At 70.9% G+C, this 21,568-nt stretch carries 21 protein-coding genes; 15 read left to right on the forward strand and 6 right to left on the reverse strand.

Annotated elements, in window-relative coordinates:
- Nucleotides 1-102: 102 nt before the first annotated feature.
- Entirely contained in the window at nucleotides 103-588 is a 486-nt protein-coding gene (locus IM697_RS39935) for a DUF3017 domain-containing protein (protein ID WP_194041749.1), read from the reverse strand.
- Entirely contained in the window at nucleotides 578-1,432 is an 855-nt protein-coding gene (locus tag IM697_RS39940; RefSeq protein WP_194041751.1) for a bifunctional methylenetetrahydrofolate dehydrogenase/methenyltetrahydrofolate cyclohydrolase, read from the reverse strand. The genes IM697_RS39935 and IM697_RS39940 overlap by 11 nt, the downstream gene beginning before the upstream one ends.
- 269 nt (nucleotides 1,433-1,701) lie before the next feature.
- Between IM697_RS39940 and IM697_RS39945 the strand changes: the two genes are divergently transcribed.
- The 5 genes from IM697_RS39945 to IM697_RS39965 all read left to right on the forward strand — a co-directional run bounded on the left by IM697_RS39945 (nucleotide 1,702) and on the right by IM697_RS39965 (nucleotide 7,010).
- Entirely contained in the window at nucleotides 1,702-2,337 is a 636-nt protein-coding gene (locus tag IM697_RS39945) for a hypothetical protein (protein WP_194041753.1), read from the forward strand.
- Nucleotides 2,338-2,490: 153 nt separating this feature from the next.
- Nucleotides 2,491-3,240 (forward strand): FHA domain-containing protein, encoded by a 750-nt coding sequence (locus IM697_RS39950; protein ID WP_194041755.1) that lies wholly within the window; start codon nucleotides 2,491-2,493, stop codon nucleotides 3,238-3,240.
- Nucleotides 3,237-4,796 carry a protein kinase domain-containing protein gene (locus IM697_RS39955; protein ID WP_194041757.1) on the forward strand — a complete coding sequence of 520 codons (1,560 nt, stop codon included), beginning with the start codon at nucleotides 3,237-3,239 and terminating at the stop codon, nucleotides 4,794-4,796. Before IM697_RS39950 ends, IM697_RS39955 begins: the two co-directional genes overlap by 4 nt.
- Before the next feature lie 133 nt (nucleotides 4,797-4,929).
- Entirely contained in the window at nucleotides 4,930-5,670 is a 741-nt protein-coding gene (locus IM697_RS39960; protein ID WP_194041759.1) for a helix-turn-helix domain-containing protein, read from the forward strand.
- Nucleotides 5,667-7,010: a serine/threonine-protein kinase gene (locus tag IM697_RS39965; RefSeq protein WP_194041761.1), complete on the forward strand. Its 1,344-nt coding sequence runs from the start codon at nucleotides 5,667-5,669 to the stop codon at nucleotides 7,008-7,010. The genes IM697_RS39960 and IM697_RS39965 overlap by 4 nt, the downstream gene beginning before the upstream one ends.
- Nucleotides 7,011-7,025: 15 nt before the next feature.
- Here the strand turns inward: IM697_RS39965 and IM697_RS39970 are convergent, their stop codons facing one another.
- Nucleotides 7,026-7,694 (reverse strand): hypothetical protein, encoded by a 669-nt coding sequence (locus IM697_RS39970; protein ID WP_194041763.1) that lies wholly within the window; start codon nucleotides 7,692-7,694, stop codon nucleotides 7,026-7,028.
- Nucleotides 7,695-7,886: 192 nt separating this feature from the next.
- Between IM697_RS39970 and IM697_RS39975 the strand changes: the two genes are divergently transcribed.
- Nucleotides 7,887-8,606 carry an ALF repeat-containing protein gene (locus IM697_RS39975; protein ID WP_228044360.1) on the forward strand — a complete coding sequence of 240 codons (720 nt, stop codon included), beginning with the start codon at nucleotides 7,887-7,889 and terminating at the stop codon, nucleotides 8,604-8,606.
- Between the two features lie 65 nt (nucleotides 8,607-8,671).
- Here IM697_RS39975 and IM697_RS39980 read toward each other — a convergent pair whose 3' ends face one another.
- Complete coding sequence (locus tag IM697_RS39980) at nucleotides 8,672-9,100, reverse strand: hypothetical protein (protein ID WP_194041767.1); 429 nt, start codon at nucleotides 9,098-9,100, stop codon at nucleotides 8,672-8,674.
- A 156-nt stretch (nucleotides 9,101-9,256) separates the two neighbouring features.
- Between IM697_RS39980 and IM697_RS39985 the strand changes: the two genes are divergently transcribed.
- From IM697_RS39985 to IM697_RS40020, 8 genes are all read left to right on the forward strand, one after another.
- Nucleotides 9,257-11,443, forward strand: a complete 2,187-nt coding sequence (locus IM697_RS39985; protein ID WP_194041769.1) for a glycoside hydrolase domain-containing protein — start codon at nucleotides 9,257-9,259, stop codon at nucleotides 11,441-11,443.
- An 11-nt stretch (nucleotides 11,444-11,454) separates the two neighbouring features.
- On the forward strand, nucleotides 11,455-12,072 hold the full coding sequence (locus tag IM697_RS39990) for a hypothetical protein (protein WP_194041771.1): 618 nt from the start codon (nucleotides 11,455-11,457) through the stop codon (nucleotides 12,070-12,072).
- 136 nt (nucleotides 12,073-12,208) lie between these two features.
- Nucleotides 12,209-12,586, forward strand: coding sequence for a peptidase inhibitor family I36 protein (locus tag IM697_RS39995; RefSeq protein WP_194041773.1), 378 nt, complete (start codon nucleotides 12,209-12,211; stop codon nucleotides 12,584-12,586).
- 4 nt (nucleotides 12,587-12,590) lie between these two features.
- Nucleotides 12,591-13,496 (forward strand): hypothetical protein, encoded by a 906-nt coding sequence (locus IM697_RS40000; protein ID WP_194041775.1) that lies wholly within the window; start codon nucleotides 12,591-12,593, stop codon nucleotides 13,494-13,496.
- Nucleotides 13,497-13,733: 237 nt separating this feature from the next.
- Nucleotides 13,734-15,584 carry a serine/threonine-protein kinase gene (locus IM697_RS40005; protein ID WP_194041777.1) on the forward strand — a complete coding sequence of 617 codons (1,851 nt, stop codon included), beginning with the start codon at nucleotides 13,734-13,736 and terminating at the stop codon, nucleotides 15,582-15,584.
- Between the two features lie 121 nt (nucleotides 15,585-15,705).
- On the forward strand, nucleotides 15,706-16,461 hold the full coding sequence (locus IM697_RS40010) for an FHA domain-containing protein (RefSeq protein ID WP_194041779.1): 756 nt from the start codon (nucleotides 15,706-15,708) through the stop codon (nucleotides 16,459-16,461).
- Nucleotides 16,458-17,885: a serine/threonine-protein kinase gene (locus tag IM697_RS40015; protein ID WP_194041781.1), complete on the forward strand. Its 1,428-nt coding sequence runs from the start codon at nucleotides 16,458-16,460 to the stop codon at nucleotides 17,883-17,885. Before IM697_RS40010 ends, IM697_RS40015 begins: the two co-directional genes overlap by 4 nt.
- A gap of 192 nt (nucleotides 17,886-18,077) precedes the next feature.
- On the forward strand, nucleotides 18,078-18,215 hold the full coding sequence (locus IM697_RS40020) for a hypothetical protein (RefSeq protein ID WP_194041783.1): 138 nt from the start codon (nucleotides 18,078-18,080) through the stop codon (nucleotides 18,213-18,215).
- 48 nt (nucleotides 18,216-18,263) lie between these two features.
- Here IM697_RS40020 and purH read toward each other — a convergent pair whose 3' ends face one another.
- Both purH and purN read right to left on the reverse strand, forming a co-directional pair.
- Nucleotides 18,264-19,841 (reverse strand): bifunctional phosphoribosylaminoimidazolecarboxamide formyltransferase/IMP cyclohydrolase, encoded by a 1,578-nt coding sequence (gene purH, locus IM697_RS40025; RefSeq protein WP_194041785.1) that lies wholly within the window; start codon nucleotides 19,839-19,841, stop codon nucleotides 18,264-18,266.
- A complete protein-coding gene (gene purN / locus IM697_RS40030; RefSeq protein WP_194041787.1) occupies nucleotides 19,838-20,452 on the reverse strand; it encodes a phosphoribosylglycinamide formyltransferase in 615 nt (204 codons plus the stop codon). The genes purH and purN overlap by 4 nt, the downstream gene beginning before the upstream one ends.
- A 291-nt stretch (nucleotides 20,453-20,743) precedes the next feature.
- On the opposite strand from purN, the gene IM697_RS40035 reads away from it, so the two are divergent.
- Nucleotides 20,744-21,556 carry a hypothetical protein gene (locus IM697_RS40035; RefSeq protein WP_194041789.1) on the forward strand — a complete coding sequence of 271 codons (813 nt, stop codon included), beginning with the start codon at nucleotides 20,744-20,746 and terminating at the stop codon, nucleotides 21,554-21,556.
- Nucleotides 21,557-21,568 lie beyond the last annotated feature (12 nt).

The raw sequence follows: 21,568 nt of genomic DNA on the forward strand, positions 1-21,568 counted from the left end.
TGACAGCCGTTGAACAGCCCCTTCACCGTGCCCGAGGGTTGACGCGGACGGCGGTCCGTCCTTCCTCGGGGGAGAGGACGGGCCGCCGTCAGGTGCGGTGCCTCAGCTCTCCACCGTGAAGTGCAGCGCGTCCTTCAGGAACGGGAGTTTCAACAGCGGGTCCGGCTGCGCCATCAGCGCCAGCAGCACGATCGTGAGGCCCAGTACGCCGTACGTCACTATGTCGGTGAAGCGGGAGCGCACCGCGAGCATGCCGACGCTCGGCAGCAGCCAGCGCATCACCGCGCCGGCCAGCAGGGCGCCGCCGATCAGCAGGATGCCGACCCGGAACACGTCGAGCGCGGTGACCAGCAGACCGACCCCGACCAGCCCGAGGACCACCAGGACCGGCCACTGCCGGGCCGGGGCCGGCAGGTCGCCGGGCGCCGCGCGGCCGCCGCCCTCGGGGCGCGCGGTGTCCTTCGTGAACAGCGGGAAGCGGCGGGTGGTGCGCCGGGGCGTGCCCTCCGCGTCCGGCGCGCTCACCGGATCCCGGACCTCGATGTCCTCGATCTCCTCCGCCTTCTCGGAGCCCGCCTCAGCCGACACTGCGCTCCGCCGCCTCGACCACGTTGACCAGCAGCTGCGCCCGGGTCATCGGGCCCACGCCACCGGGGTTCGGGGAGATCCAGCCGGCCACCTCGGCGACGCCGGGGTGGACGTCGCCCACGATCTTGCCCTCGGCGTTGCGCGAGACACCGACGTCGAGGACGGCCGCGCCCGGCTTCACGTCCTCGGGACGGACCAGATGGGCGGAGCCCGCGGCGGCGACGATGATGTCGGCGCGGCGCAGGTGCGAGGCCAGATCGCGGGTGCCGGTGTGGCACTGGGTCACGGTCGCGTTCTCGCTGCGCCGGGTCAGCAGCAGCGGCATCGGCCGGCCGATGGTGACGCCGCGGCCGACGACCACGACCTCGGCGCCCTTGATCTCGACGCCGTGCTGACGCAGCAGGGTGAGCACGCCGTTGGGGGTGCAGGGCAGGGGCGCCGGCTCGTTGAGGACCAGGCGGCCCAGGTTCATCGGATGGAGCCCGTCCGCGTCCTTGGCCGGGTCCATCAGCTCCAGGATGCGGTTCTCGTCGATGCCCCTGGGCAGCGGCAGCTGGACGATGTAACCGGTGCAGGCCGGGTCCTCGTTCAGCTCGCGGACGACGGCCTCGATCTCCTCCTGGGTCGCGGTGGCGGGCAGTTCGCGCTGGATGGAGGCGATACCGACCTGGGCGCAGTCGCGGTGCTTGCCGACGACGTACTTCTGGCTGCCGGGGTCGTCCCCGACCAGGATCGTGCCGAGGCCGGGCGTGACGCCCTTCTCCTTCAGCGCCGCCACGCGGGCGGTCAGGTCGGACTTGATCGCGGCTGCGGTGGCCTTGCCATCGAGAATCTGGGCGGTCATGACTCCCATCTTCCTGGATGACGCCCTCGCGGTTCCAATCCGGGTCGGCCATGGGCCCACGGCAGCTGATCTACGCCCGTATCCGCCCATGATCAGCGATGTTGCACTTGCACAACACATAGGGAACGCGGCTGGACAAGTAAGAGCTGATTAAAGAACGATGTGACGGCAGTGCCGCGGGCAGTACCGGGGGGACAAACCGCATCAGTAGACCTTCCTCCGAACCGTGCCGCGCGTCCCCGCACTCGGACAACGGAGGAAAGACCGCCATGAGTTTCGGCGACCCGAACAACCCCTACGGCCCGCCGCCCCAGGGCCAGCAGCCCGGCTACCCGCCCCAACAGCCGCAGGGCCAGCCGGGCTACGGCTACCCGCAGCAGCCCCAGCAGGGGCAGCCCGGTTACGGCTACCCCGCGGCCCCGCCGATGCAGCAGCCGTACGGCGGCTACCCGGCCGGACCGACGCAGATGCCGGGCGGTGTGAAGGCCGCGCGGGTGATGCTGTTCATCCTGGGCGGCTTCCAGGCGCTCGGCGGTGTGCTGATGATGGTGGCCAGCGCCTGGTTCGCCGACCTGATCTCGGAGGCCGCCGAGTCCGACAGCAGCGTCTCCTCGCAGGACGCGGACACCATCGCCGACGTCGGCGCGGGCGTCATGATCGTGCTCGGCGTCATTGTGCTGGCCTTCGCGGCCTGGGCCATCCTCACCGGCATGAAGTTCGCCTCCGGCCGCGGCGGCGTGCGGGTCTCCGCGATCATCTACGGCTCGGTCGTCACGCTGTTCAGCGTCATCAATCTGCTCGGCGCCAACATCTTCGCCTTGATCAGCCTGGTCCTCGGCATCCTGATCATCGTCTTCTGCGCCAACAGGAACGGCGGCGCGTGGTTCAACCGCCCCCGCTACTGACGCACACCGGACCTTCACCGAAAACGCGGTAGTCAGGGTCCGGTTCACGCCAATAACTGCCGAGGGCCGTGTCTCACCTGTTCGAGGGGGACACGGCCCGGCCGCGTCGCCCTACTCTGGCGTGGGTAGCCGTCAGGCACGGGGAGACGCACCTTGTACAGCATCATCGTGGTACCTCCGCCGACCACGGAGGACGAGAACCATCCCACCCAGATCCGGCTGGCGCCCGGCGAGCGGCTCGGCTTCGGGCGGTCCGTTTCCGACAACGGCCTCGCCATCGGGCACGACGGGGTGTCCCGCAGAGCCGGTGAGATCACCGCGCAGGGCGCCTTCTGGATACTGAGCAACCTCAGCCGGGAGCAGACGTACGTCGTCGAGAACCCGGAGGGTGCGGGCGAGCACATCAAGGTCGGGCCGGGGCGGCTGGACGCGCCGATCCCGTTCGAGTTCTCGCGGATCGTGCTGCCCGCGGCCGGCGATCTGCTGGCGATCCAGGTGTGGGCGCCGCGCCACGACTACCTCAGCTCCGAGGGCAGCCTGGACGGGGCGACGACCGCGCCGGCCTTCTCGGTGGACCGTACGAAGCGGTACTTCGCGGTGCTGGCCGCCCTGTGCGAGCCCCGGCTGCGCGGCGAACCGCACGCCCCACTGCCCACCGTCGACCAGGTCGTGGACCGGCTGCGCCCGACATGGCCCGCGGCCTCGCGCACCTCGGTGCAGTGGAACATCGACTACCTCGCCGTGAAACTGCGCCTCAAGCCCGGCCCGGAGACCGCGGACACCGGCCCACGGCTCAACGGCAAGAAGGAGTCCCTGGTGTCGCTGGCGCTCCGCTTCGACCTCGTACGGGAGGACGACCTCGTCGTCCTCCGGGAGCCCGCCGCCGGCCGGGTCGCGCGGTGACCGAGCCGTACGCCGTGCCGGTGCCCCGGGGGTACCGGGTGGGCGCCTGGGAGGTGCGGGAGCCGATCGCCACGGGGGCGTTCGGGAGCGTGTACGAGGCGCGGCGCGTCGAAGGGGACGCCCTCCCCGGGTCCGCGGCCCTGAAGTTCCTGCCCACCGGCACCGGAACCCCGCGCCAACTCACCCACCTGCGCGAACTCATCGAGCGCGAGGTCGAGTTGCACCGCCGGCTCAAGCAGCCGCGGCTGATCCGGATGTACGACACCCTCGTCGTCGACGACCCGGCCAGCCCCACCCTCGACGGCGCCACCGTCCTCGTACTGGAGAAAGCGGAGGGCTCCCTGTCGACGCTGCTGGCGGCGGACCCGCGCCCCGACGCCGGTCCCGCGCTGCTCGCGCAGATCTGCGAGGGGCTGGCGCAACTGCACCACGCGGGCTGGGTGCACGGCGACCTCAAGCCGGCCAACGTGCTGCTGATGGCGGACGGTTCGGCCCGGCTGGCCGACTTCAACATGGCGGCGGAACTGGAGGGCACGCACGCGTACACGCCCGCCTTCTCCACGCCCGACTACACGCCGCCGGAGCTGCTGTGGTCGGAGATCGGCGAGCGGGGCCGACGTATCCGGCCCTCGGCGGACGTCTGGGCGTTCGGCGTCCTGGCCCATCTGGTCCTCACCGACTCCTTCCCGCTGCCCGGCGCCACGCCGACGGCCCGCCGCGACGCGGCCGCCGCCTATGCGCGCGGCACCGACGAGCTGCGGCTGTCGCCCGAACTCCCGGACGTCTGGCGGGAGATCGTCCGCGACTGTCTGACCCGTACGCACGAGGACCGCGTCTCCACCCAGGACCTGCTGCGCCGGGTGGAGGCCGCGGCCGGCACGGGTCGCTCGCCGCGGCTGCCTCGGGCCCTGCTCCCCCGCCGCCGCTCGCGCCGTACGACGGTGCTGGCCGCCGCGACCGCCGTGGTGGCGGTGTCCTCGCTCGGCTACGGCATCAGCACCTGGGCCGACGGCGGTGGCACCGGCGGCCGCGAGAGGGAGAAGGTCACGGCCGCCACCTACGGCGCCGCCGAACTCCGCACCGACAAGGGCGTCCCGGTGGCCTACCGCCGGCTCATCGTGGACTCCGCCCACGACTGCGTCCACGCCGAGGTCACGCCCGCGCTGATCGCCGCCCTGCTGAAGGCGGAGAGCAACTTCGACCCGGACCTCTCCGACCCGGGCGCGGGCGGGGAGGGCGAGTACGGCATCGCCCGCTGGACGCCGAGCATCCTGCGCTGGTACATCCGCGCGGACGGCCTTCCCGCGTCGGAGACCCCCAGGCCTCCCCTCACCCCCGAAGAGTCCATCCCGGCCGTCGGCCGCTACCTGTGCTTCATGGAACCCCGCCTGAACAAGACCGGACTGGCAGGCGACCGCCGGGTCCTGCTGGCGGCCGCCTACCGCACCTCGACCAAGGTCGTGAACAACGCGGGCGGTGTTCCCCCGAAGTACCGCGACTACGCCACCCGCGTCGCCCACTACCTCAAGGAGTACACCCCTGCGGGCAAGAGGTGACCCTGTGACTTCACAGGTACCGTTCGAGGCCGCGACGCGCCATGGCGGCCGAAAGCTTCGGAGTCGGGCTCAGGCGCCCCTTAATCTGCCGATGTTGAGCGTTGAACTGGGGATATGGAGGGGGACCGACTCCATGTACAGCGTCATCGTCGTACCGCCGTCGTGCGCACGTGTGGACGACCAGATCCGGATCGCCGTCGGCGAGCGGCTGATGTTCGGCAGGGCCACGCCGGACGGCGGCCTGGCCATCGCGCATCAGGGGGTGCCCCGGGTCGCCGGGGAGATCACCGCACACCGCTCCTTCTGGCTGCTGAGCAACCTCAGTGAGGACCAGACCTACGTCGTGGAGAACCCGGAGGGCGCGGGCGAGCATCTCAAGGTCGCGCCGGGCCGTCTGGAGGCTCCCGTGCCGTTCGAGTTCGCGCGGGTGGTGCTGCCCGCCGCCGGAGACCTGCTCACCTTCGACGTCTGGGCGCCGCGCCACGCCTTCCGCAGCGCCGACCGCCGGGGACTGCCCGGCCCCGCGACGGCACCGGCGTTCGCCCTGGACCGCACCAGCCGCTACTTCGCGGTGCTGACCGCCCTGTGCGAGCCCCGGCTGCGCGGCGAACCGCACGCCCCGCTGCCCACGGTGGAGCAGCTGGTGGAGCGACTGCGCCCGTCCTGGCCGACGGTCAGCCGCTCGACCGTCTACTGGAACATCGACTACCTGGCCCTCAAGCTGCGGCTGCGCCCCGGCCCGGACACCGCCGAGCCCGGCCGGCGCGTCAACGGCAAGAAGGAGTCGCTGGTCTCACTGGCGCTGCGTTTCGACCTGGTGTGCGAGGACGACCTGACGGTGCTGGCCGCGGCCACGAGCGGGGCGCTGCGGTGACCGGGGGGACGCCGTGCCCGGTTCCGGTCCCGAAGGGCTACCGGATCGGCCCGTGGGAGGTGCGCGAGCCCCTCGGCTCCGGCGCGTTCGCCACGGTCTACGCGGCCCGGCGCACGCAGGCACAGGACCCGGAGCTGCCGCCCGTGGCCGCCCTGAAGTTCCTGGCCACCGGCACCCGCACCCCACGCCAGCTGCGCCACCTGCGCGATCTGGCCGAAAGGGAGGTGGAGCTGCTGGGGCGGCTGCGCGCACCCCGGCTGATCCGGATGTACGACACCCTGACGGTCGACGACCCCGGGCACCCGGAGCTCGACGGCGCCACCGTCCTCGTACTGGAGCGGGCGGAGGGATCTCTGGACGCCGTGCTGGAGCACAGCCCGAAGCCCGAGTCGGGCCCGGCCCTGCTGGCGCAGATCTGCGAGGGCATGCACCAGCTGCATCACGCGGGCTGGCTGCACGGCGACCTGAAGCCGGCCAACGTGCTGCTGCTGAAGGACGGTTCGGTACGGCTGGCCGACTTCAACATGGCCGCGGAGCTGGAGGGAACCCACGCCTACGCCCCCGCCTTCGCCACGCCCGACTACACCCCGCCGGAGCTGCTGTGGCCGGAGGTCGACGAGCGCGGCACGCGGATCCGCCCGACCGCCGACATCTGGGCCTACGGCGTCCTGGCGCACGTCGTCCTCACCGGGACCTTTCCCCTCCCGGGCAGCTCGGCGGAGGCCCGCGCGGACGCCGCGACGCGCTACGCCAGGGGCACGGAGGAGCTGCGCCTGTCCCCCGAACTCCCGGCGGCCTGGCGGGAGATCGTGACGGACTGTCTGTCCCGCACCCACCGGGACCGCATCGCCCACGACACGTCATCACTCCTGCGCCGTGTGGAGGAGGCGGCGGGCACCTCCCGCTCCGCCCGGCTGCCGAGGCTGCGGCCCCGGCGGTGGCGTCCGGCGCTGGTCGCCGCGATGGTGGCGGCGACGGTACTCGGCGGCACGGCGGTGACGTACGCACTCCGCGACTCGCCTCCCGCCGCCTCCGCACCTCCCACCTGCAAGAAGCCCGTGGTGTACGAGGACCAGACCCACGGCCGCGGTTACACCGCCGGTTCGAGCGGCACCTGGGACTTCGTCATCAAGCGGGGTGACGGCGGCAGCCAGGTCCGCGAGGCGCAGTGCCTGCTGCGCTATCTGCACGGCATCACGGAAGTCGGCGAGGTGGACGGCGACTTCGGCCCGCTCACGCACGGTGCCGTGGTGACGTTCCAGAAGCGGACGGGACTGGACGCGGACGGGGTCGTGGGGCCGGGGACGTGGAGCGCGCTGCGCAAGGGCGGGCAGTTGTGAGCGGGCAGGGCCCCGCTAGGAGCCGGACGGGGCGGCCTGAATATCGGCGAACAGGTCCGCGTACGCTTCCCATTGAGGATCGGTGTAGAAAGGCCCCGTCTCTTTCGCTCCGATGACGTATGGGCACTCCATGTCACCCCTCACCGTGTCCCTGCCGACCAGGTCGCCGGTGCGTGCTTCGACAACGGTGACGGTGTAGACGCCCCGGGAGAACTCGACCGGGCCCACCATGCTGTACGAGCAGGTGAACTCCGTACCCGGCACCGATCCGGTCGGCTCCGTACACGCCACCAACTCCACTGTGTCCGGGTCCGGTTCCTCTTCGATCGACTCTGACTCCTTCGTCTCCGTGCCCTGGGCGGAGGACAGAGCCCCGCCGTTGTGTATCGCCACCCACGGATGCGGCCCGGGCCCCGGCTCGTAGGAGGCCGCGCGTGGGAACGGCTCGCCATTGCGGTCGTCCTCGCAGATGCGCTCGAAGTCCCATATGTTGCGCGGCAGATCGCCGAGGACGGCATCGTTGACGGGCGGCAGCAGCATCAGCCCCCACGACACCAGGCCGACCGCCGCCATGGTGCCGACGAGCCGCAGTGCGATCCGGCCCGGCTCCACCGGGCCGTACAGCAGGACCCGGCGCACGGCGACCACCGCGCCCACCAGCACACACCCGACGATCAGCGTCATGCCGGCGAATCTACGGCCGGGCCGACGGGACCCCTCCCGCACGTGAGCCAAGACGCGCACGCAACGACGGACGGCCGAAAACTGCTGGGTTCCGGCAGTGAACTCCGGTGCGACGTAAGGGAACATGTGTTCACTGGTAATCCTGGGAAGAAAGGCTCACCCGTGAGACCGACCCGTGCTGCCCTGGCCCTCGTGGCAACCGCCCTGACCCCGGCCCTTCTGCTGGCCACCCCGGCCGTAGCCGCGTCCTCGGCCACCACCGTGGCGACCGCGTCCGACGCGACCACCTCGAACGTCGACGAGATGTCCGACGACGACGTCCGCGTCGCGATCATGCGCATCATCGCCGACCCGAGCACCGGCAAGGCCGTCTACGCCGCCGCGCAGAAGGCCATGGACGGCACCATCGAGGACCAGCGGTACTTCCTGGAGACGGGTCGCTGGATCGCCCAGTTCGAGGACGACATGGTCGCCACCGCCCGCATCCTCCATATCGCCACACAGAACGGCGACAAGGCGGTCATCCGGGAGGCCAACAAGGCCCTCGACGCGGCTACTCCGGAGGCGGTGCGCGCCTTCCTGGAGACCGGCTACCGCCTCGCCCAGTTCGAGGACGACCGCGTCGCCACCTTCCGGATCCTGCACATCGGCCAGGAGAACGACTACAAGGCGGTCGTCCGGGAAGCCACGAAGGCCCTTGAGGTCGGCACCCCGGAAGCCCTGCGGGCCTTCCGCGAGACCGGCTACCGCCTCGCCCAGGCCGAGGACGACCGCGTCGCCACGTTCCGCATCCTGGCCGACCCGGACATCAGCGACGCGCTGCGGGCAGCGGCGGAGGCCGCCCTTGAGGACGGCACGCCCGAGGCACTGCGGCACTTCATCGAGGTGGGGCAGTACGAGGTGGACGGCTAGGCGCTGTCCTCAGTCGTGATCAAAGGCCGCGGTGGCCCCGCTGCAGTCGGGGCCACCGCGGTGCGTCAGTCGACCTTCGGGTTGTCGATGAAGCCGGAGCGGCTGCAGGAGTCGCTGCCCGCATCATCGACACACGCGTACACGCGTATGCCGGTGATGTGGTTGCTGGCATCGAACCTGAGGTCCTTGTAGTCCACGGCGGTGCCGCAGCCGGCGGAGTTGTAGCGCTTCGAGGTGTCGGTCCCGTCCTGGTTGAGCTTGGTGTAGACGCGCATCCTCGCGTACACGTCGTTGGCGTCGCAGCGCGTGTCCTTGACGGAGTAGTCCACGTCCTTGAGCGAGTTCGCCGACCAGTCCCAGCTCGCCGACACACTGACGCCCGTGCGGCTGACGCTCTTGCTCGCCGCGTGCGCCGCGCCCGCCGTGGCGACGATGAGCACCCCGCTCGCCGCCACCCCCATGGCCGCCGTGGTCAGCCGTCTCTTCAGCTTCATGAATCGTCCTTTCCCCCAGCTCGGCATGGGCGGTCTGCCATGCACGGCCAGTCTGGGGAGCGAGCGCAGCTGGGGGTACCTGCAAATCTTGAGGTACCGCCGCGCTCGGCCCCCGGCCACGGTGAGCCTCCCTACCCCTCCGGAAAGGGACGTCACGTGGCAGACGAGATGGTCCGCAGGGCCCAGAGATTCGTGAACACCGTCTACGGCGAAGACAAGATCGGTATGGAGGTCGAGACGGACGGCATCACCAGCTGGCAGCTGATGTATGCCCTGACCCGCGCCCTCCAGTACGAGCTCGGTATCACCGGCCTGTCGAACAACTTCGGTCCGACGACGCTGTCCAGGCTGGAGTCGGCCTGGCCGAGCATCGGCTTCGGCGACACCCCCGCCAACGTCACCATGATCATCCAGTCCGCGCTCTACGCCAAGGGCTACGACGGAAGCGGCATCAACGGAATCTACGACGAGCGCACCGCCGACGCGGTCGCCCTCATGAAGGCGCGGATGGGCGTCGGCGGCGCCTACCCCGGTTCGGACCTCGTCCCCAAGGTCTTCAAGGCCCTGCTGACCATGGACGCCTACGTGGTGGTGAACAACGGATCAGAGACGATCTGTGACATCCAGCGGTGGCTCAACGGCCGCTACGTCAAGCGCCGCGACTTCTTCATCATGCCGTGCGACGGCCACTACTCCCGCACCGTCGCCACCGCCATGATCTACGCCGTCCAGTACGAACTGGGCATGGCCGACGGCGTCGCCACCGGCTGGTTCGGTCCGAAGACACTGAATGGGCTGAAGGACCACACCCTGGCCGTCGGATCCACGGGAAACTGGGTACGCCTGTTCTCCGCAGCCCTCTGCTTCACCAAGCGCTCCACCACGTTCACCGAGACCTACGGCCCCAGCACGGCCGAGGCCGTCCGCGCCTTCCAGCGGTTCGTCGCGCTCGACGAAACCGGCAGGGCGGACGCCTCGACCTGGGCATCACTGCTGGTCTCCTTCGGCGACCAGACCCGCAAGGGAGCCGGCTGCGACGGCGTCACCAAGATCACCAACGCCCGCGCCGCGACCCTCGAGTCCGAGGGCATCGAGATCGTCGGCCGCTATCTCAACCCTGGGGGAAGCGCGCTGCCGGAAAAGCAGATCCAGCCCGGCGAACTGGAGACCATCGCCGCCAACGGCCTGCGCTGTTTCCCGATCTACCAGACGTGGAACCGCGCCGTGGGCGACTTCTCCTACGATGCGGGGGTGCGCGCCGCGCTGTCGGCCATCGAGTGGGCGAAGCGCCACGGCTTCAAGAACGGCACCACCATCTACTTCGCCGTCGACTACGACGCCGTCGACTGGGAAGTCACCGAGCACATCATCCCGCACTTCAAGGGCGTGCACGGGACAGTCGGCGAGAACTCCTCCTACAACGTGGGCATTTACGGCGCCCGGAACGTGTGTCAGCGCGTCTCCGACCAGGGGTACGCCGTCACGAGCTTCGTGTCCGACATGTCGGCCGGATTCTCCGGGAACATCGGTTATCCCCTCCCCCGCAACTGGGCCTTCGACCAGATCGTCACCAAGACCATCGGCTCCGGGGACGGACGGATCGAGATCGACGTCAACATCGTTTCCGGCCGCGACCGGGGCCAGAACTCCTTCGCCCCGGCCCTGGACACCTCCGGTCTCGACACCGACTTCGACACCAGCCTCCGCAGCACCGCCCTCGATGAGGTCCAGAGGTACCTGGAGGAGATCGGGGTTCCCGAGACGGGCGGCGACGGCTGGACCGACGACGACTGGGCCACCATAGGCGGCAACTCCACCACCGACGCCTTCGACGACGTTCTCAGCATGGACTGGCTGTTCACCGACCTCGCCAGGCTTCTCCGCCTCCGCAAAGCCCTGGTGCAGGCTCCCGTGCTGTGGGAGCTGCGCAAGTGGAACGTCCTGGACAAGGTCGCCGACGAAGAGGTCAAAGCCGGCCGCAGGGACGACTCCAGCACCGGCTGGGGGCAGATCTTCGCCTGGGTGGCCATCGCGGCCCGCAACTACTGCATCGACAAGGGGATCATCAACGGCGACCGCCTCACCGAGGACGACAGGCGGGACGTGTGGAATCGCCTGCACGACGACCCGATGTACAACATCACCACCGCGGCCTACCTCACCATCTTCAACGCGTACCAAACCAACGTCCCGCGCCCCGGCCTCAATACGAGCGACAGCGACACCCAGGAGATCCTCGCCCGCTACAACGGCGTTGACGAGGGGGCTCAGAAGTACGGGCGCGAGCTGATCGGCCTGTACCAGGTACTGGAGCGGTACAACCGGATCAGCCGGACGAACTGAAGGGCTTCGACATGAACGGACACCTCAACCGACGTACCGTCCTGGCCGTCGGCACCGCGGCCGCGGCCGCGCATCTCCTTCCGTCCGGCACGGCCACGGCAGCCGACCGCACCGCGCCGAAGTCCGGCCCACGGCCGACGAAGATCCCGCTGTCGCAGAACGGCTGGGAGATCCAGCACCAGGCCAACCACGTCTCGACGGTCTGGACCCGCTCCGTGTCCGGAACCGGGCTCAGCGTGGAGGTACGGATCGGGCTGCCGGAACTCCTTCTCCTCCACATAGCGCGCCGGTTCCACTACGAGGTCCAGGAACTCCGCGCCGGCGACATCCTGGGCTGGAGCGGAATCGGCCGCACGCCGTTGACGAGCCCCGCCTCCAACCTGTCGTCCGGCACCGCCCTGCGGATCGTCCCGGGCGCCAGATCCCGGGGCAGCTACTTCCCGCAGCAGGTTCACAGAATCCGGGACATCGTCGCGGACTGCGCGGGAACGGTCCGCTGGGGCGGCGACGACGACTCCGTGGACGAGTCCCTCTACTACCTGGCGACCGGGCCGGACAGCGCAGGGCTGACGCGCGTCGCCCCGAAGTTCCAGGAGTGGTCCGGGCGACTGGGAGCCGCTACGCGTTGAGTCCGATCCACTCATCCTGTGACGCGGAGCAGCCAAGGCGAACCTGGAACATTTCAGGTACCGCTCCTCCTTCGCCGCACCCAGGGTGATGGGTGAGCCGTCAGGGAAGGCGGTCATCGCACGAGGAGGACGTCACATGATCAGGAAGAAGATCGCGGCCGTGGTCGGTACGGCGATGCTCGCGGGACTGGGCATTGCCGCCACCGCCACGCCGGCCAACGCCGCGTGGAGCGACTGCAGCTCCGGCGCGCTGTGCGCGTACCTCTCCGACAACGGTGCGGGGGACCCGGGCGAGGTGTTCGGCGACAACAGCAACCTGCTCCAGTACCACAAGTTCGACAACGCGGAGTCGGTCTACAACAACGGCAACAACTGCAACGTCCGCATCCACGACGGACTGAACTACACGGGCGACTCGTTCGTCCTGCCGCGCGGCGCCAGGGTCTCCAACCTGGACGGATTCCGCAACGGCGACTTCGCCGACGACCTCGCGTCCAACAACTGGTGCGTGTGACGCGATGCGCAGGCTGCTGTGGCTGACCGCCGCAGCGCTCCTCGTGGCCGGGTGCTCCACGTCACCCGGCCACGAGGCCGCGGCGGAGGACCAGCCCGACCCTCACCCCCTGGGCGGCGCGCTCCGCTACACCGCGGCCGAGTCCGCCGCGCTGCACCGTGCCGAAGAACGAGAAGTCCGGAAATGCATGGCGGACCGGGGATTCGGCTACAGCGTGGTGCCGGTCGGCGACACCCGGGGGACGACGGCGGCAAGTCCTTATGGTCTGCTGACGCGAAGCCAGGCGGCCCAGAACGGCTACGGCCTGACCGTGCAGCGGTTGCGGGAGCCGCCCGCCGACCCGAACGCCCAGCGCCTGTCAGCACTGTCCGAGCGCGATCGCCGTGCTTGGGAAGAAGCGCTCAAGGGGACGGCGGACGGGCCACGCGAGGAGATCGAACTGCAGGACGGGCCGACCGTGTCGATTCCGACCGATGCCTGTGTGTACGTCGCGCGCAAGGCGCTGTACGGCACTTCCTGGGATCGGAACTACTACACCCTGCAGCACCTCCGCGGCTCCATCGTGAAGGACACGCTCGATCACGCCCTCGTAAAGGCGGCAGAGCGGAAATGGGCTACGTGCATGCGGGACGAGGGCTTCCGGTATCAGGGCCGCAAGGATCCGCTCAAGGCGGTGAAGAAGCGGCTCGACTCCGCGAGGTCGGACAGGGCCGCCCTCCGCGCAACGGGGAAAGAGGAGCTGAGGATCGCCGTGCGAGACGCCGCGTGCCAGGCCGAGGTCGGTCTTGCCGAGCAGATCGCCCGAGCCCAGAAACGGGTGGAGAAGGCGCTTCCGCAGGCTGGCACTTCCATGCTGAAGGACTTCCGCGGGGCGCGGCAGGCCGCGTTGAAGCGCGCCCGAGCGCGGTAGACCACCATGGCCCCGTGCCGTCCCCGGGGGGAGGCGGCACGGCCGGCGGAGGAGACCGCTCAACAGGGATGGGCGGTCGATCCCGTACGCGGCCGCGGTGAGCGTCAGGTTTCCCCCGCTCACCGCGGCCGTCCCGATTCCGGCGCCGCCGGACCCCTCCCCCGCCCCGGACGATAGCGTTGTGCCAACCGACGTGAGCCAAGAGTTCGTTGGGTCAGAAAGGCACTCGGGGGATCCATGACAGACCAGCCGCAGCCCCGTCCGTCCTACACTCCGGCGTCCGGCGAAGCCGCGCTGAGGCAGGCGGGCGCGAGGCCGCTGCGGGCCGCCGACCCCACGCGGATCGGACCGTACGTCCCGCTCGGGCTGCTCGGCAGCGGCGGCATGGGCCATGTCTACCTGGCCCGCCCCGCCGACGACAGCCCCGGCCTCGCCGCCGTCAAGGTCATCCGGCCCGAGTACGCCGAAGACCCCCGGTTCCGGCGGCGGTTCGAGCGCGAGGCCGCCGTACACGCCCAGGTGCACACCCCGCGCGCGCCCCAGCTGCTGGGCACCGGGTTCGACGACTCGCTGCTGTGGATGGCCACGCAGTACCTGCCCGGCCTCGACCTCGCCGAAGCCGTCCGCGAGTGCGGCGTCCTGGGCCCGGCCGGGGTGTGGCGGCTGGTCGCCGACCTCGGACAGGCCCTGTCGGCGATGGCCGCCGCCGGGGTCGTACACCGTGATCTCAAGCCGTCCAACGTGATCCTGTCCCTCCAGGGCGCACACGTCATCGACTTCGGCATCTCGCAGGCCGCGGACAGCAGCGCCATCACCACGACCGGCTCCCGGGTCGGCACCCCCGCCTACATGTCGCCCGAGTATCTGCGCGAGGGCCGCTGCGACACCGCCTCCGACGTCTTCTCGCTCGCCTGCAGCCTCGTCTACGCCAGCACCGGCAACGCCCCCTTCGGCGACGGAACCGGCGTGGACGTGATGCACCGGGTCGCCTTCGAGGAGCCGAAGCCGGAGGTCATGACCGAACTCTCGGCGGCCGACCCCGGGTTGGCCGCACTCCTGTCGGCCTGCCTCGCCAAGGACCCGGCCGCGCGGCCCACCCCGCGGCAGCTGATCGACGCGGCCACGGCCGCCGGGCACGGTCACGCACCCTCCTGGCAGGAGCCCCTGGGCGGCCGGCTGCGCTCCCGGCAGCAGGCCTGCGAGGTGCTGGAGAGCGCCTCCGTGGAGCAGACCGTCCACCTCCGGGCCCCCACGGAGCGCGGGGTCTCCCCTGCTCCCGGCCCGTACGGCACCCCGTCGTCGACCCCGCCAGGTGCGTACGGCACCGCCACGCCGCCAGCGCCGTACGGCATGGTCCCGCAGGGCCCGCCCGCCACCGGGAACGGCGAGAGCGGCACGCGACGGTCGCGACGGAAGCCGTACCTCGCAGCCGTCGCGGGCATCGCCGTGGTCGCCGTGGCCGTCGGCGCCTTCCTCCTCACCCGCCCCGAGCTCGGCGAAACGGCCTCCGCCCTCCCGACGACCTCCAGCACCTCCAGCGGCACCGCCTCCGAGGACGAGCCGGCGTCGGCCTCTCCCAGCCCCTCCGCCTCTCCCTCCGACGAGGAGAAGGAGACGGAGAAGGACAATGAGCCGGACAAGGAGAAGGGCGAGAACCGGGGCGAGGACGGACAGACCACGGGCGGAGCGGCCGTCGACGGCGGCGATGCGTCCGGGTCCGGCGGCGGCGCGGGCGGCGCGCAGCCCACGGTCACCGTCACCGCCACCTCCGGCGACGCAAGCGGCGGCGGCGGCACCGGCACCTCCCCGACCGAGACCCCCACGACGCCCGCCGAACCACCGTGGAACGCCCAGTGCACGTACTACTCCGGCACCGAGCTGACCCGGCACGGTGACAAGAACCGCCGCGTCACACAGGTGCAGTGCATGCTGGACAAGCGCGGTTACAGCCTCGGCGGCGCGGGCGTGGACGGCCAGTTCGGCGACGCCACCCTGGCCGCGGTCAAGAAGTTCCAGAGCGCCAAGGGCCTGGACGTCGACGGTCTCGTGGGCCCCGACACCTGGGCCGCGCTGCGCAGTTCCACATGACGGCGCGCCGCTCAAAGGCTGAGTTCCCGGCTGCTGCGCCCATTACCCTGACCGTCAGCCGGAGGAATCGGAACGACACGGGACGGTCCAGGACGGCTCCGGCGTGGGGAGGGGGGACTCCATGCACACCATCATCGTCGTGCCGCCGGACGCGCGCGGCACCGAGGACCACAGCAGGCTCGCATCCGGTGAGAAGCTCGCCTTCGGCAGGAGTGCGGCGGGCGGCGGTCTGACGATCGCCCACGAAGGAGTGTCCCGCGCCGCCGGTGTGATCACCGCGCACGGTGCCTTCTGGACGCTCAGCAACCTCAGTGCCCACCAGACCTACGTCGTGGAGAACCCGGAGGGCGCGGGCGAGCACATCAAGGTCGTGCCCGGCCGGGTGGACGCCCCGGTCCCCTTCGAGTTCTCCCGAGTGGTGCTGCCTGCCGCGGGCGACCTGCTCGCCTTCGATGTCTGGGCCCCGCACCAGGAGATCCTCGACACCAGCGGCTGGTCCGGCGGCGGCGCCCTGACCGGAACGACCACGGCACCGGCGTTCTCCCTGGACCACACCAAGCGGTACTTCGCCGTGCTGGTCGCCCTGTGCGAACCCCGCCTGCGCGGCGTGCCGCACGCCCCGCCGCCCACCGCCGAAGCGCTGGTGGAGCGCCTGCGCGCCACCTGGCCCACGGTGACCAGAGCCACTGTGCAGTGGAACATCAACTACCTCGCGGTCAAGCTGCGGCTGAAGCCGGACCCGGACACCACCGCCGTCCCGGCGGCACGCCTCAACGGCAAGAAGGAGTTGCTGGTCTCGCTCGCGCTGCGGTTCGACCTCGTACGGGAGGACGACCTGGTCGTGCTCGCCGCCGCTCCCAGCCGGGTGACGTCATGACGGGGCGGCCGCACGCCGTTCAGGTGCCGGCCGGCTACCGCGTCGGCACCTGGGAGGTCCGTGAGCCGATCGCCTCGGGTGGCTTCAGCACCGTCTACGCGGCCCGCGCCACGTCCGGGAACGCCGCGCGGCCGCAGAGCGTGGCCCTGAAGTTCCTGCCCACCGGCACCCACACCCCACGACAACTCGCCCACTTACGCGACCTCGCCGAACGTGAGGTGGACCTGCTCAAGCGGCTGCGCGCACCACGCCTCATTCGGATGTACGAGGCCCTCACCGTCGACGACCCCGGCCACCCCGAACTCGATGGCGCCACCGTCCTCGTACTGGAGCTGGCGCGGGGCTCACTGGACACGCTGCTGTCGCGGCGCCCGGCGTTCGACGCAGTGTCCGCGCTGCTCCTACAGGTCTGCGAGGGCCTCGACCAACTGCACCGGGCCGGCTGGGTGCACGGCGACCTCAAACCCGCCAACGTCCTGCTCATGGACGACGGCACCGTACGCCTCGCCGACTTCAACACCGCCGCGGAACTCCACGGCACCCACGCCTACGCCCCCGCCTTCTCCACCCCCGACCACACCCCGCCCGAACTCCTCTTCCCGGAGTTCGGCGCCCGCGGCCTGCTGATCCGCCCCACCGCGGACATCTGGGCCTTCGGCATCCTCGCCCACCTCGCCCTCACCGGCACGCACCCACTGCCAGGCGCCAGCCCGGCCACTCGCCGGGACTCGGCGGTGCGCTACGCACGCGGCGCCGAGGAACTGCGCCTGAGCGCCGAACTGCCGCCCGTCTGGCGACAGATCATCACCGACTGTCTCGCCCGTACGCACGAAGAACGCGTCGCCCACGACACGGCGGCCTTGCTGCGCCGCGTGGCCCGGGCCACGGGCACCGATCGCGCCCCCCGCCTGCCGCGGCTGCGCCCTCGCCCGCGGGGCCGCGTCATGCTGGCCACCACCACGGCGACGGCACTGCTCGCGGGCCTCGGCCTCGGCATCACGGCCCTGGTGGAAGACGGCCGGTCACCGGGGCCCGGTCTCCAGGCGGACACCGCCGCCGACGCCGCACCCACCTCCGCCGGCGCGTCCGCCACGGCCACCGGCTACGGTCGCTGCCCGCCCGGCGACATCTGCTTCTTCACCGAGCCTGCCGGTCAGGGCGACATGTGCTCCTGGTGGGGTGACGACGTCGACTGGGCGCGGGGCGAGAACGTCTGCAGTTGGGCCGGCCGCGCGGACGCCCGGTCGGTCTTCAACAACGGGCTCGACACCGACGCGGGCGAGACGTTCGTGAACGTCGTCTACTACGGACAGCGTGCCCTGCGGGACCGCCAGGGCTGTGTGGAGGTCGGCACGAGGCGCGACCTGCCCGCGGGCGTCCGCCCCCTGTCCCACACATGGGCGCAGGCCTGCCCTCTCACGTGAGAGGTTCCGCCGCGCCACGCCGGAAGCCATGGTGAGTGCGCCGCCGAACGGCGGGGCTCGACCGCCATGACCGGCTGCGCACAGCAGCAACACGGGGCAGCCCCGCGACCACGGGCCCACGCGGGCCCGGGCGACTGGAATGACAGCAGTGGCGCCTTCCGGGGCTCCGACACCAACAGGGCCTCGTCCGTCATGAACAGCGGGTACATCGGCGGCCTCGGCATCGTCGCCTTCTACAACGCGTACAACTACCGCGGCGGCTACTCCTGCCTGGCGCCGGGCGAGTACTACGCGGACAACCTCAGCGACAACACCTTCACGAGCGCCTGAGCCCATCCCCGCAGCGGTGCCCCCTCGGAGGGGGCACCGCTGCACGGCTCAGTGGAAGAAGTGCCGCGTCCCCGTGAAGTACATCGTGACGCCGGCCTTCTTCGCCGCCTCGACCACCAGCTCGTCGCGGACCGAACCGCCGGGCTGGACCACGGCCTTCACGCCGGCCTGGGTCAGGATCTCCAGGCCGTCGGGGAAGGGGAAGAAGGCGTCGGAGGCGGCGTAGGCACCCTGCGCGCGCTCGGCGCCGGCCCGCTCGACGGCCAGCTTCGCGGAGTCGACACGGTTGACCTGCCCCATGCCGACCCCGACCGACGCGCCGTCCTTGGCGAGCAGGATGGCGTTGGACTTGACGGCCCGGCAGGCACGCCAGGCGAAGGCCAGCTCGGCGAGTTCGGCGGCGGACAGCGCTTCGCCGGTGGCCAGCGTCCAGTCCGCCGGGTCGTCGCCCTCGGCTTGGAACACGTCGGTGATCTGGGCGAGCCCGCCGCCGTCGATCGGCTTGAACTCCGCGGACGCCTCGGGCGCCTCGGGGCAGCGCAGTACGCGGATGTTCTTCTTCTTCGCGAGGACATCGACAGCGCCCGGCTCGTAGTCGGGGGCGACGATGACCTCCGTGAAGATCTCGGCGACCTGCTCGGCCATCTCCTTGCTGACCGGGCGGTTGACGGCGATCACCCCGCCGAAGGCCGACAGCGGGTCACAGGCGTGCGCCTTGCGGTGCGCCTCGGCGACATCGGCACCGATCGCGATGCCGCACGGATTGGCGTGCTTGATGATCGCGACGCAGGGCTCGTCGTGGTCGTACGCGGCACGGCGGGCGGCATCCGTGTCGGTGTAGTTGTTGTACGACATCTCCTTGCCGTGCAGCTGCTCGGCCTGGGCCAGACCGCCGCAGCCACCCGTGTAGAGGGCGGCGGGCTGGTGCGGGTTCTCGCCGTAGCGCAGGACCTGCTTGCGCTGGTACGTCACACCGAGGAACTCGGGGAACTCCGCGCCGTCGCCCGCGTAGTCCGCGGCGAACCAGGCGGCGACCGCCACGTCGTACTCGGCGGTGTGCCGGAACGCCTCGGCGGCGAGCTTCTTGCGGGCGCCCAGGTCGAACCCGCCGGAGGCGACCGCGGTGAGGACGTCGGCGTAACGGTCGGGGCTGGTCACGACCGCCACGGACGGGTGGTTCTTGGCGGCGGCGCGCACCATGGAGGGGCCGCCGATGTCGATCTGCTCGACGCACTCGTCGGGTGAGGCACCGGAGGCGACGGTCGCCTCGAACGGATAGAGGTTCACGACGACGAGGTCGAACGGCTCGACCCCCAGCTCGGCGAGCTGCCGCTGGTGGTCCTCCAGGCGCAGATCGGCGAGGATGCCGGCGTGCACGCGCGGGTGCAGGGTCTTGACGCGGCCGTCCAGGCACTCGGGGAAGCCGGTGAGCTCCTCGACCTTGGTGACGGGGACGCCGGCCTCGGCGATCCTCGCGGCCGTGGAGCCGGTGGAGACGAGTTCGACGCCCGCCTCGTGCAGGCCGCGCGCGAGGTCTTCGAGACCGGTCTTGTCGTAGACGCTGACGAGCGCGCGACGGATGACCCGCTTGGTGCTCTCGGCCGTGACATTGCTGTCGGCGGTCACTGGATAACTACCTTTCGTCCCTCAATGCGATAGCCGTTGCGGGCGAGCCGCCCCACGACCTCGACGAGCAGCCTTCGCTCGACTTCCTTGATGCGCTCGTGCAGAGCGCTCTCGTCGTCCTCGTCCCGGACCTCGACCACGCCCTGAGCGATGATCGGCCCGGTGTCGACGCCGTCGTCGACGAAGTGGACGGTGCAGCCGGTGACCCTGGCTCCGTACGCGAGGGCGTCACGGACGCCGTGGGCGCCGGGAAAACTGGGGAGCAGGGCCGGGTGGGTGTTCACGAAACGGCCGCCGAAGCGGGCGAGGAACTCCTTGCCGACGATCTTCATGAACCCGGCGGACACCACGAGGTCGGGCTCGTAGGAGGCGACGGCCTCGGCGAGCGAGGCGTCCCACTCCTCACGTGTCGCGAAGTCCTTGACCCGCCGTACGAAGGTCGGCAGCCCGGCGCGCTCGGCGCGGGCGAGCCCCTCGATGTTCTCGCGGTCGGCGCCGACCGCGACGATCTCGGCGCCGTACGCCGCGCTGCCGGTGGCGGCGATCTCGTCGAGCAGCGCCTGCAGATTGGTGCCGGATCCGGAGACCAGCACGACGAGGCGCTTGGCCACGGTGGTGCCCTTTCTCGGGTGAACGACTCTGGAACGACTTTGTATGGTCGTACGAATGCTTCGCGCCCCCGGATACGGGGAAGTCTACGAAGCGGCCGACCGTCAGCAACGATACCGGCACACCGGGCGGCCCCCACGGGACGGGGGCGTGGCCGGAAGGTAGCGTCTGGGAGGGGCGGACTCGGGAACGCGGGTGGTGTGCGGTGCGTTCACGAGATGACGGCTCACACCAGAACAGTCGTAATCCAACTCGTAATCCGATTCGGAATCCAAGGGGAAGACGCTCACTTGATGTCGGACCGCAGCCTGCGACTCCTCACGCTCCCCCCGCAGTCCCTGCCGGGAGGGGTGCACAGCGGCATGCTGCTGCGGGAGCGCCCCGCCTCGCCGCCCGACGCCCCCTCGGGCGGGCAGCACGGCGACCAGCGGGGCGGTGACGGCAAGGGGCAGGAGGACAACCCGTTCGCCCCGCCGCCGGAGGGCACACCGGACCGCCCGTGGCAGCCCCGGCGCCCGTCGGACGACGACGGCTCGCAGGGTTCCGACCAGGGCGGCGGCCCGAGCGGCGGTCAGGGTGGTGGCCCGTCGCCCTGGGGCAACCAGTGGAGCGACCGCCAGCCGGGCCGCTCCAGCGGCGGCTTCGGCGAGCAGCCCCGAAGCGGCCAGAACGGCCCCGGAAGCGGCGGCCCCGGCACGAACATGCGCTGGGACCCGACCGACCCCGCCCAGCGCCGGGCCCGTTACGCCCTGCTGTCCGGCATGTGGGCCTTCTTCTTCGCCCTGTTCAGCTGGCCGTACGTGGCACTGCTGCTCGGCGCGCTGGCCCTCTACTGGGGCATCGGCAGCCTGCGCACCAAGCCCCGCACCGCCGACCCCGACACCCCGGCCCCGCAGAACTCCGGCCGCCCCCAGACGACGGCGGCGGTGAGCGGTCTGGTCACGGCGTCCCTCGCGATCGCGGTGGTCGCGGCCGGGTTCGCCGCGAAGGTGGTCTACAGCGAGTACTACACGTGCCGCAGCGACGCCCTGACGAACGCGGCGAAGCAGTCCTGCGAGCGGCATCTGCCGGAGGAGCTGCGGGGCGTTCTGGGCGAGGACGGCTGAGGGGCGTTCCGG

The sequence above is a fragment of the Streptomyces ferrugineus genome (assembly GCF_015160855.1).
GTDB classification, from domain to species: Bacteria; Actinomycetota; Actinomycetes; order Streptomycetales; family Streptomycetaceae; genus Streptomyces; species Streptomyces ferrugineus.

Excerpts from the sequence above, each read along its gene's own strand:
- IM697_RS39940 (WP_194041751.1), bottom strand. The coding sequence starts at position 1,432 with ATGACCGCCCAGATTCTCGATGGCAAGGCCACCGCAGCCGCGATCAAG.
- IM697_RS39945 (WP_194041753.1), top strand. The coding sequence starts at position 1,702 with ATGAGTTTCGGCGACCCGAACAACCCCTACGGCCCGCCGCCCCAGGGC.
- IM697_RS39960 (WP_194041759.1), top strand. The coding sequence starts at position 4,930 with ATGTACAGCGTCATCGTCGTACCGCCGTCGTGCGCACGTGTGGACGAC.
- IM697_RS39970 (WP_194041763.1), bottom strand. The coding sequence starts at position 7,694 with ATGACGCTGATCGTCGGGTGTGTGCTGGTGGGCGCGGTGGTCGCCGTG.
- IM697_RS39980 (WP_194041767.1), bottom strand. The coding sequence starts at position 9,100 with ATGAAGCTGAAGAGACGGCTGACCACGGCGGCCATGGGGGTGGCGGCG.
- IM697_RS39990 (WP_194041771.1), top strand. The coding sequence starts at position 11,455 with ATGAACGGACACCTCAACCGACGTACCGTCCTGGCCGTCGGCACCGCG.
- IM697_RS39995 (WP_194041773.1), top strand. The coding sequence starts at position 12,209 with ATGATCAGGAAGAAGATCGCGGCCGTGGTCGGTACGGCGATGCTCGCG.
- IM697_RS40000 (WP_194041775.1), top strand. The coding sequence starts at position 12,591 with ATGCGCAGGCTGCTGTGGCTGACCGCCGCAGCGCTCCTCGTGGCCGGG.
- IM697_RS40005 (WP_194041777.1), top strand. The coding sequence starts at position 13,734 with ATGACAGACCAGCCGCAGCCCCGTCCGTCCTACACTCCGGCGTCCGGC.
- IM697_RS40010 (WP_194041779.1), top strand. The coding sequence starts at position 15,706 with ATGCACACCATCATCGTCGTGCCGCCGGACGCGCGCGGCACCGAGGAC.
- IM697_RS40015 (WP_194041781.1), top strand. The coding sequence starts at position 16,458 with ATGACGGGGCGGCCGCACGCCGTTCAGGTGCCGGCCGGCTACCGCGTC.
- IM697_RS40020 (WP_194041783.1), top strand. The coding sequence starts at position 18,078 with ATGAACAGCGGGTACATCGGCGGCCTCGGCATCGTCGCCTTCTACAAC.
- IM697_RS40035 (WP_194041789.1), top strand. The coding sequence starts at position 20,744 with ATGTCGGACCGCAGCCTGCGACTCCTCACGCTCCCCCCGCAGTCCCTG.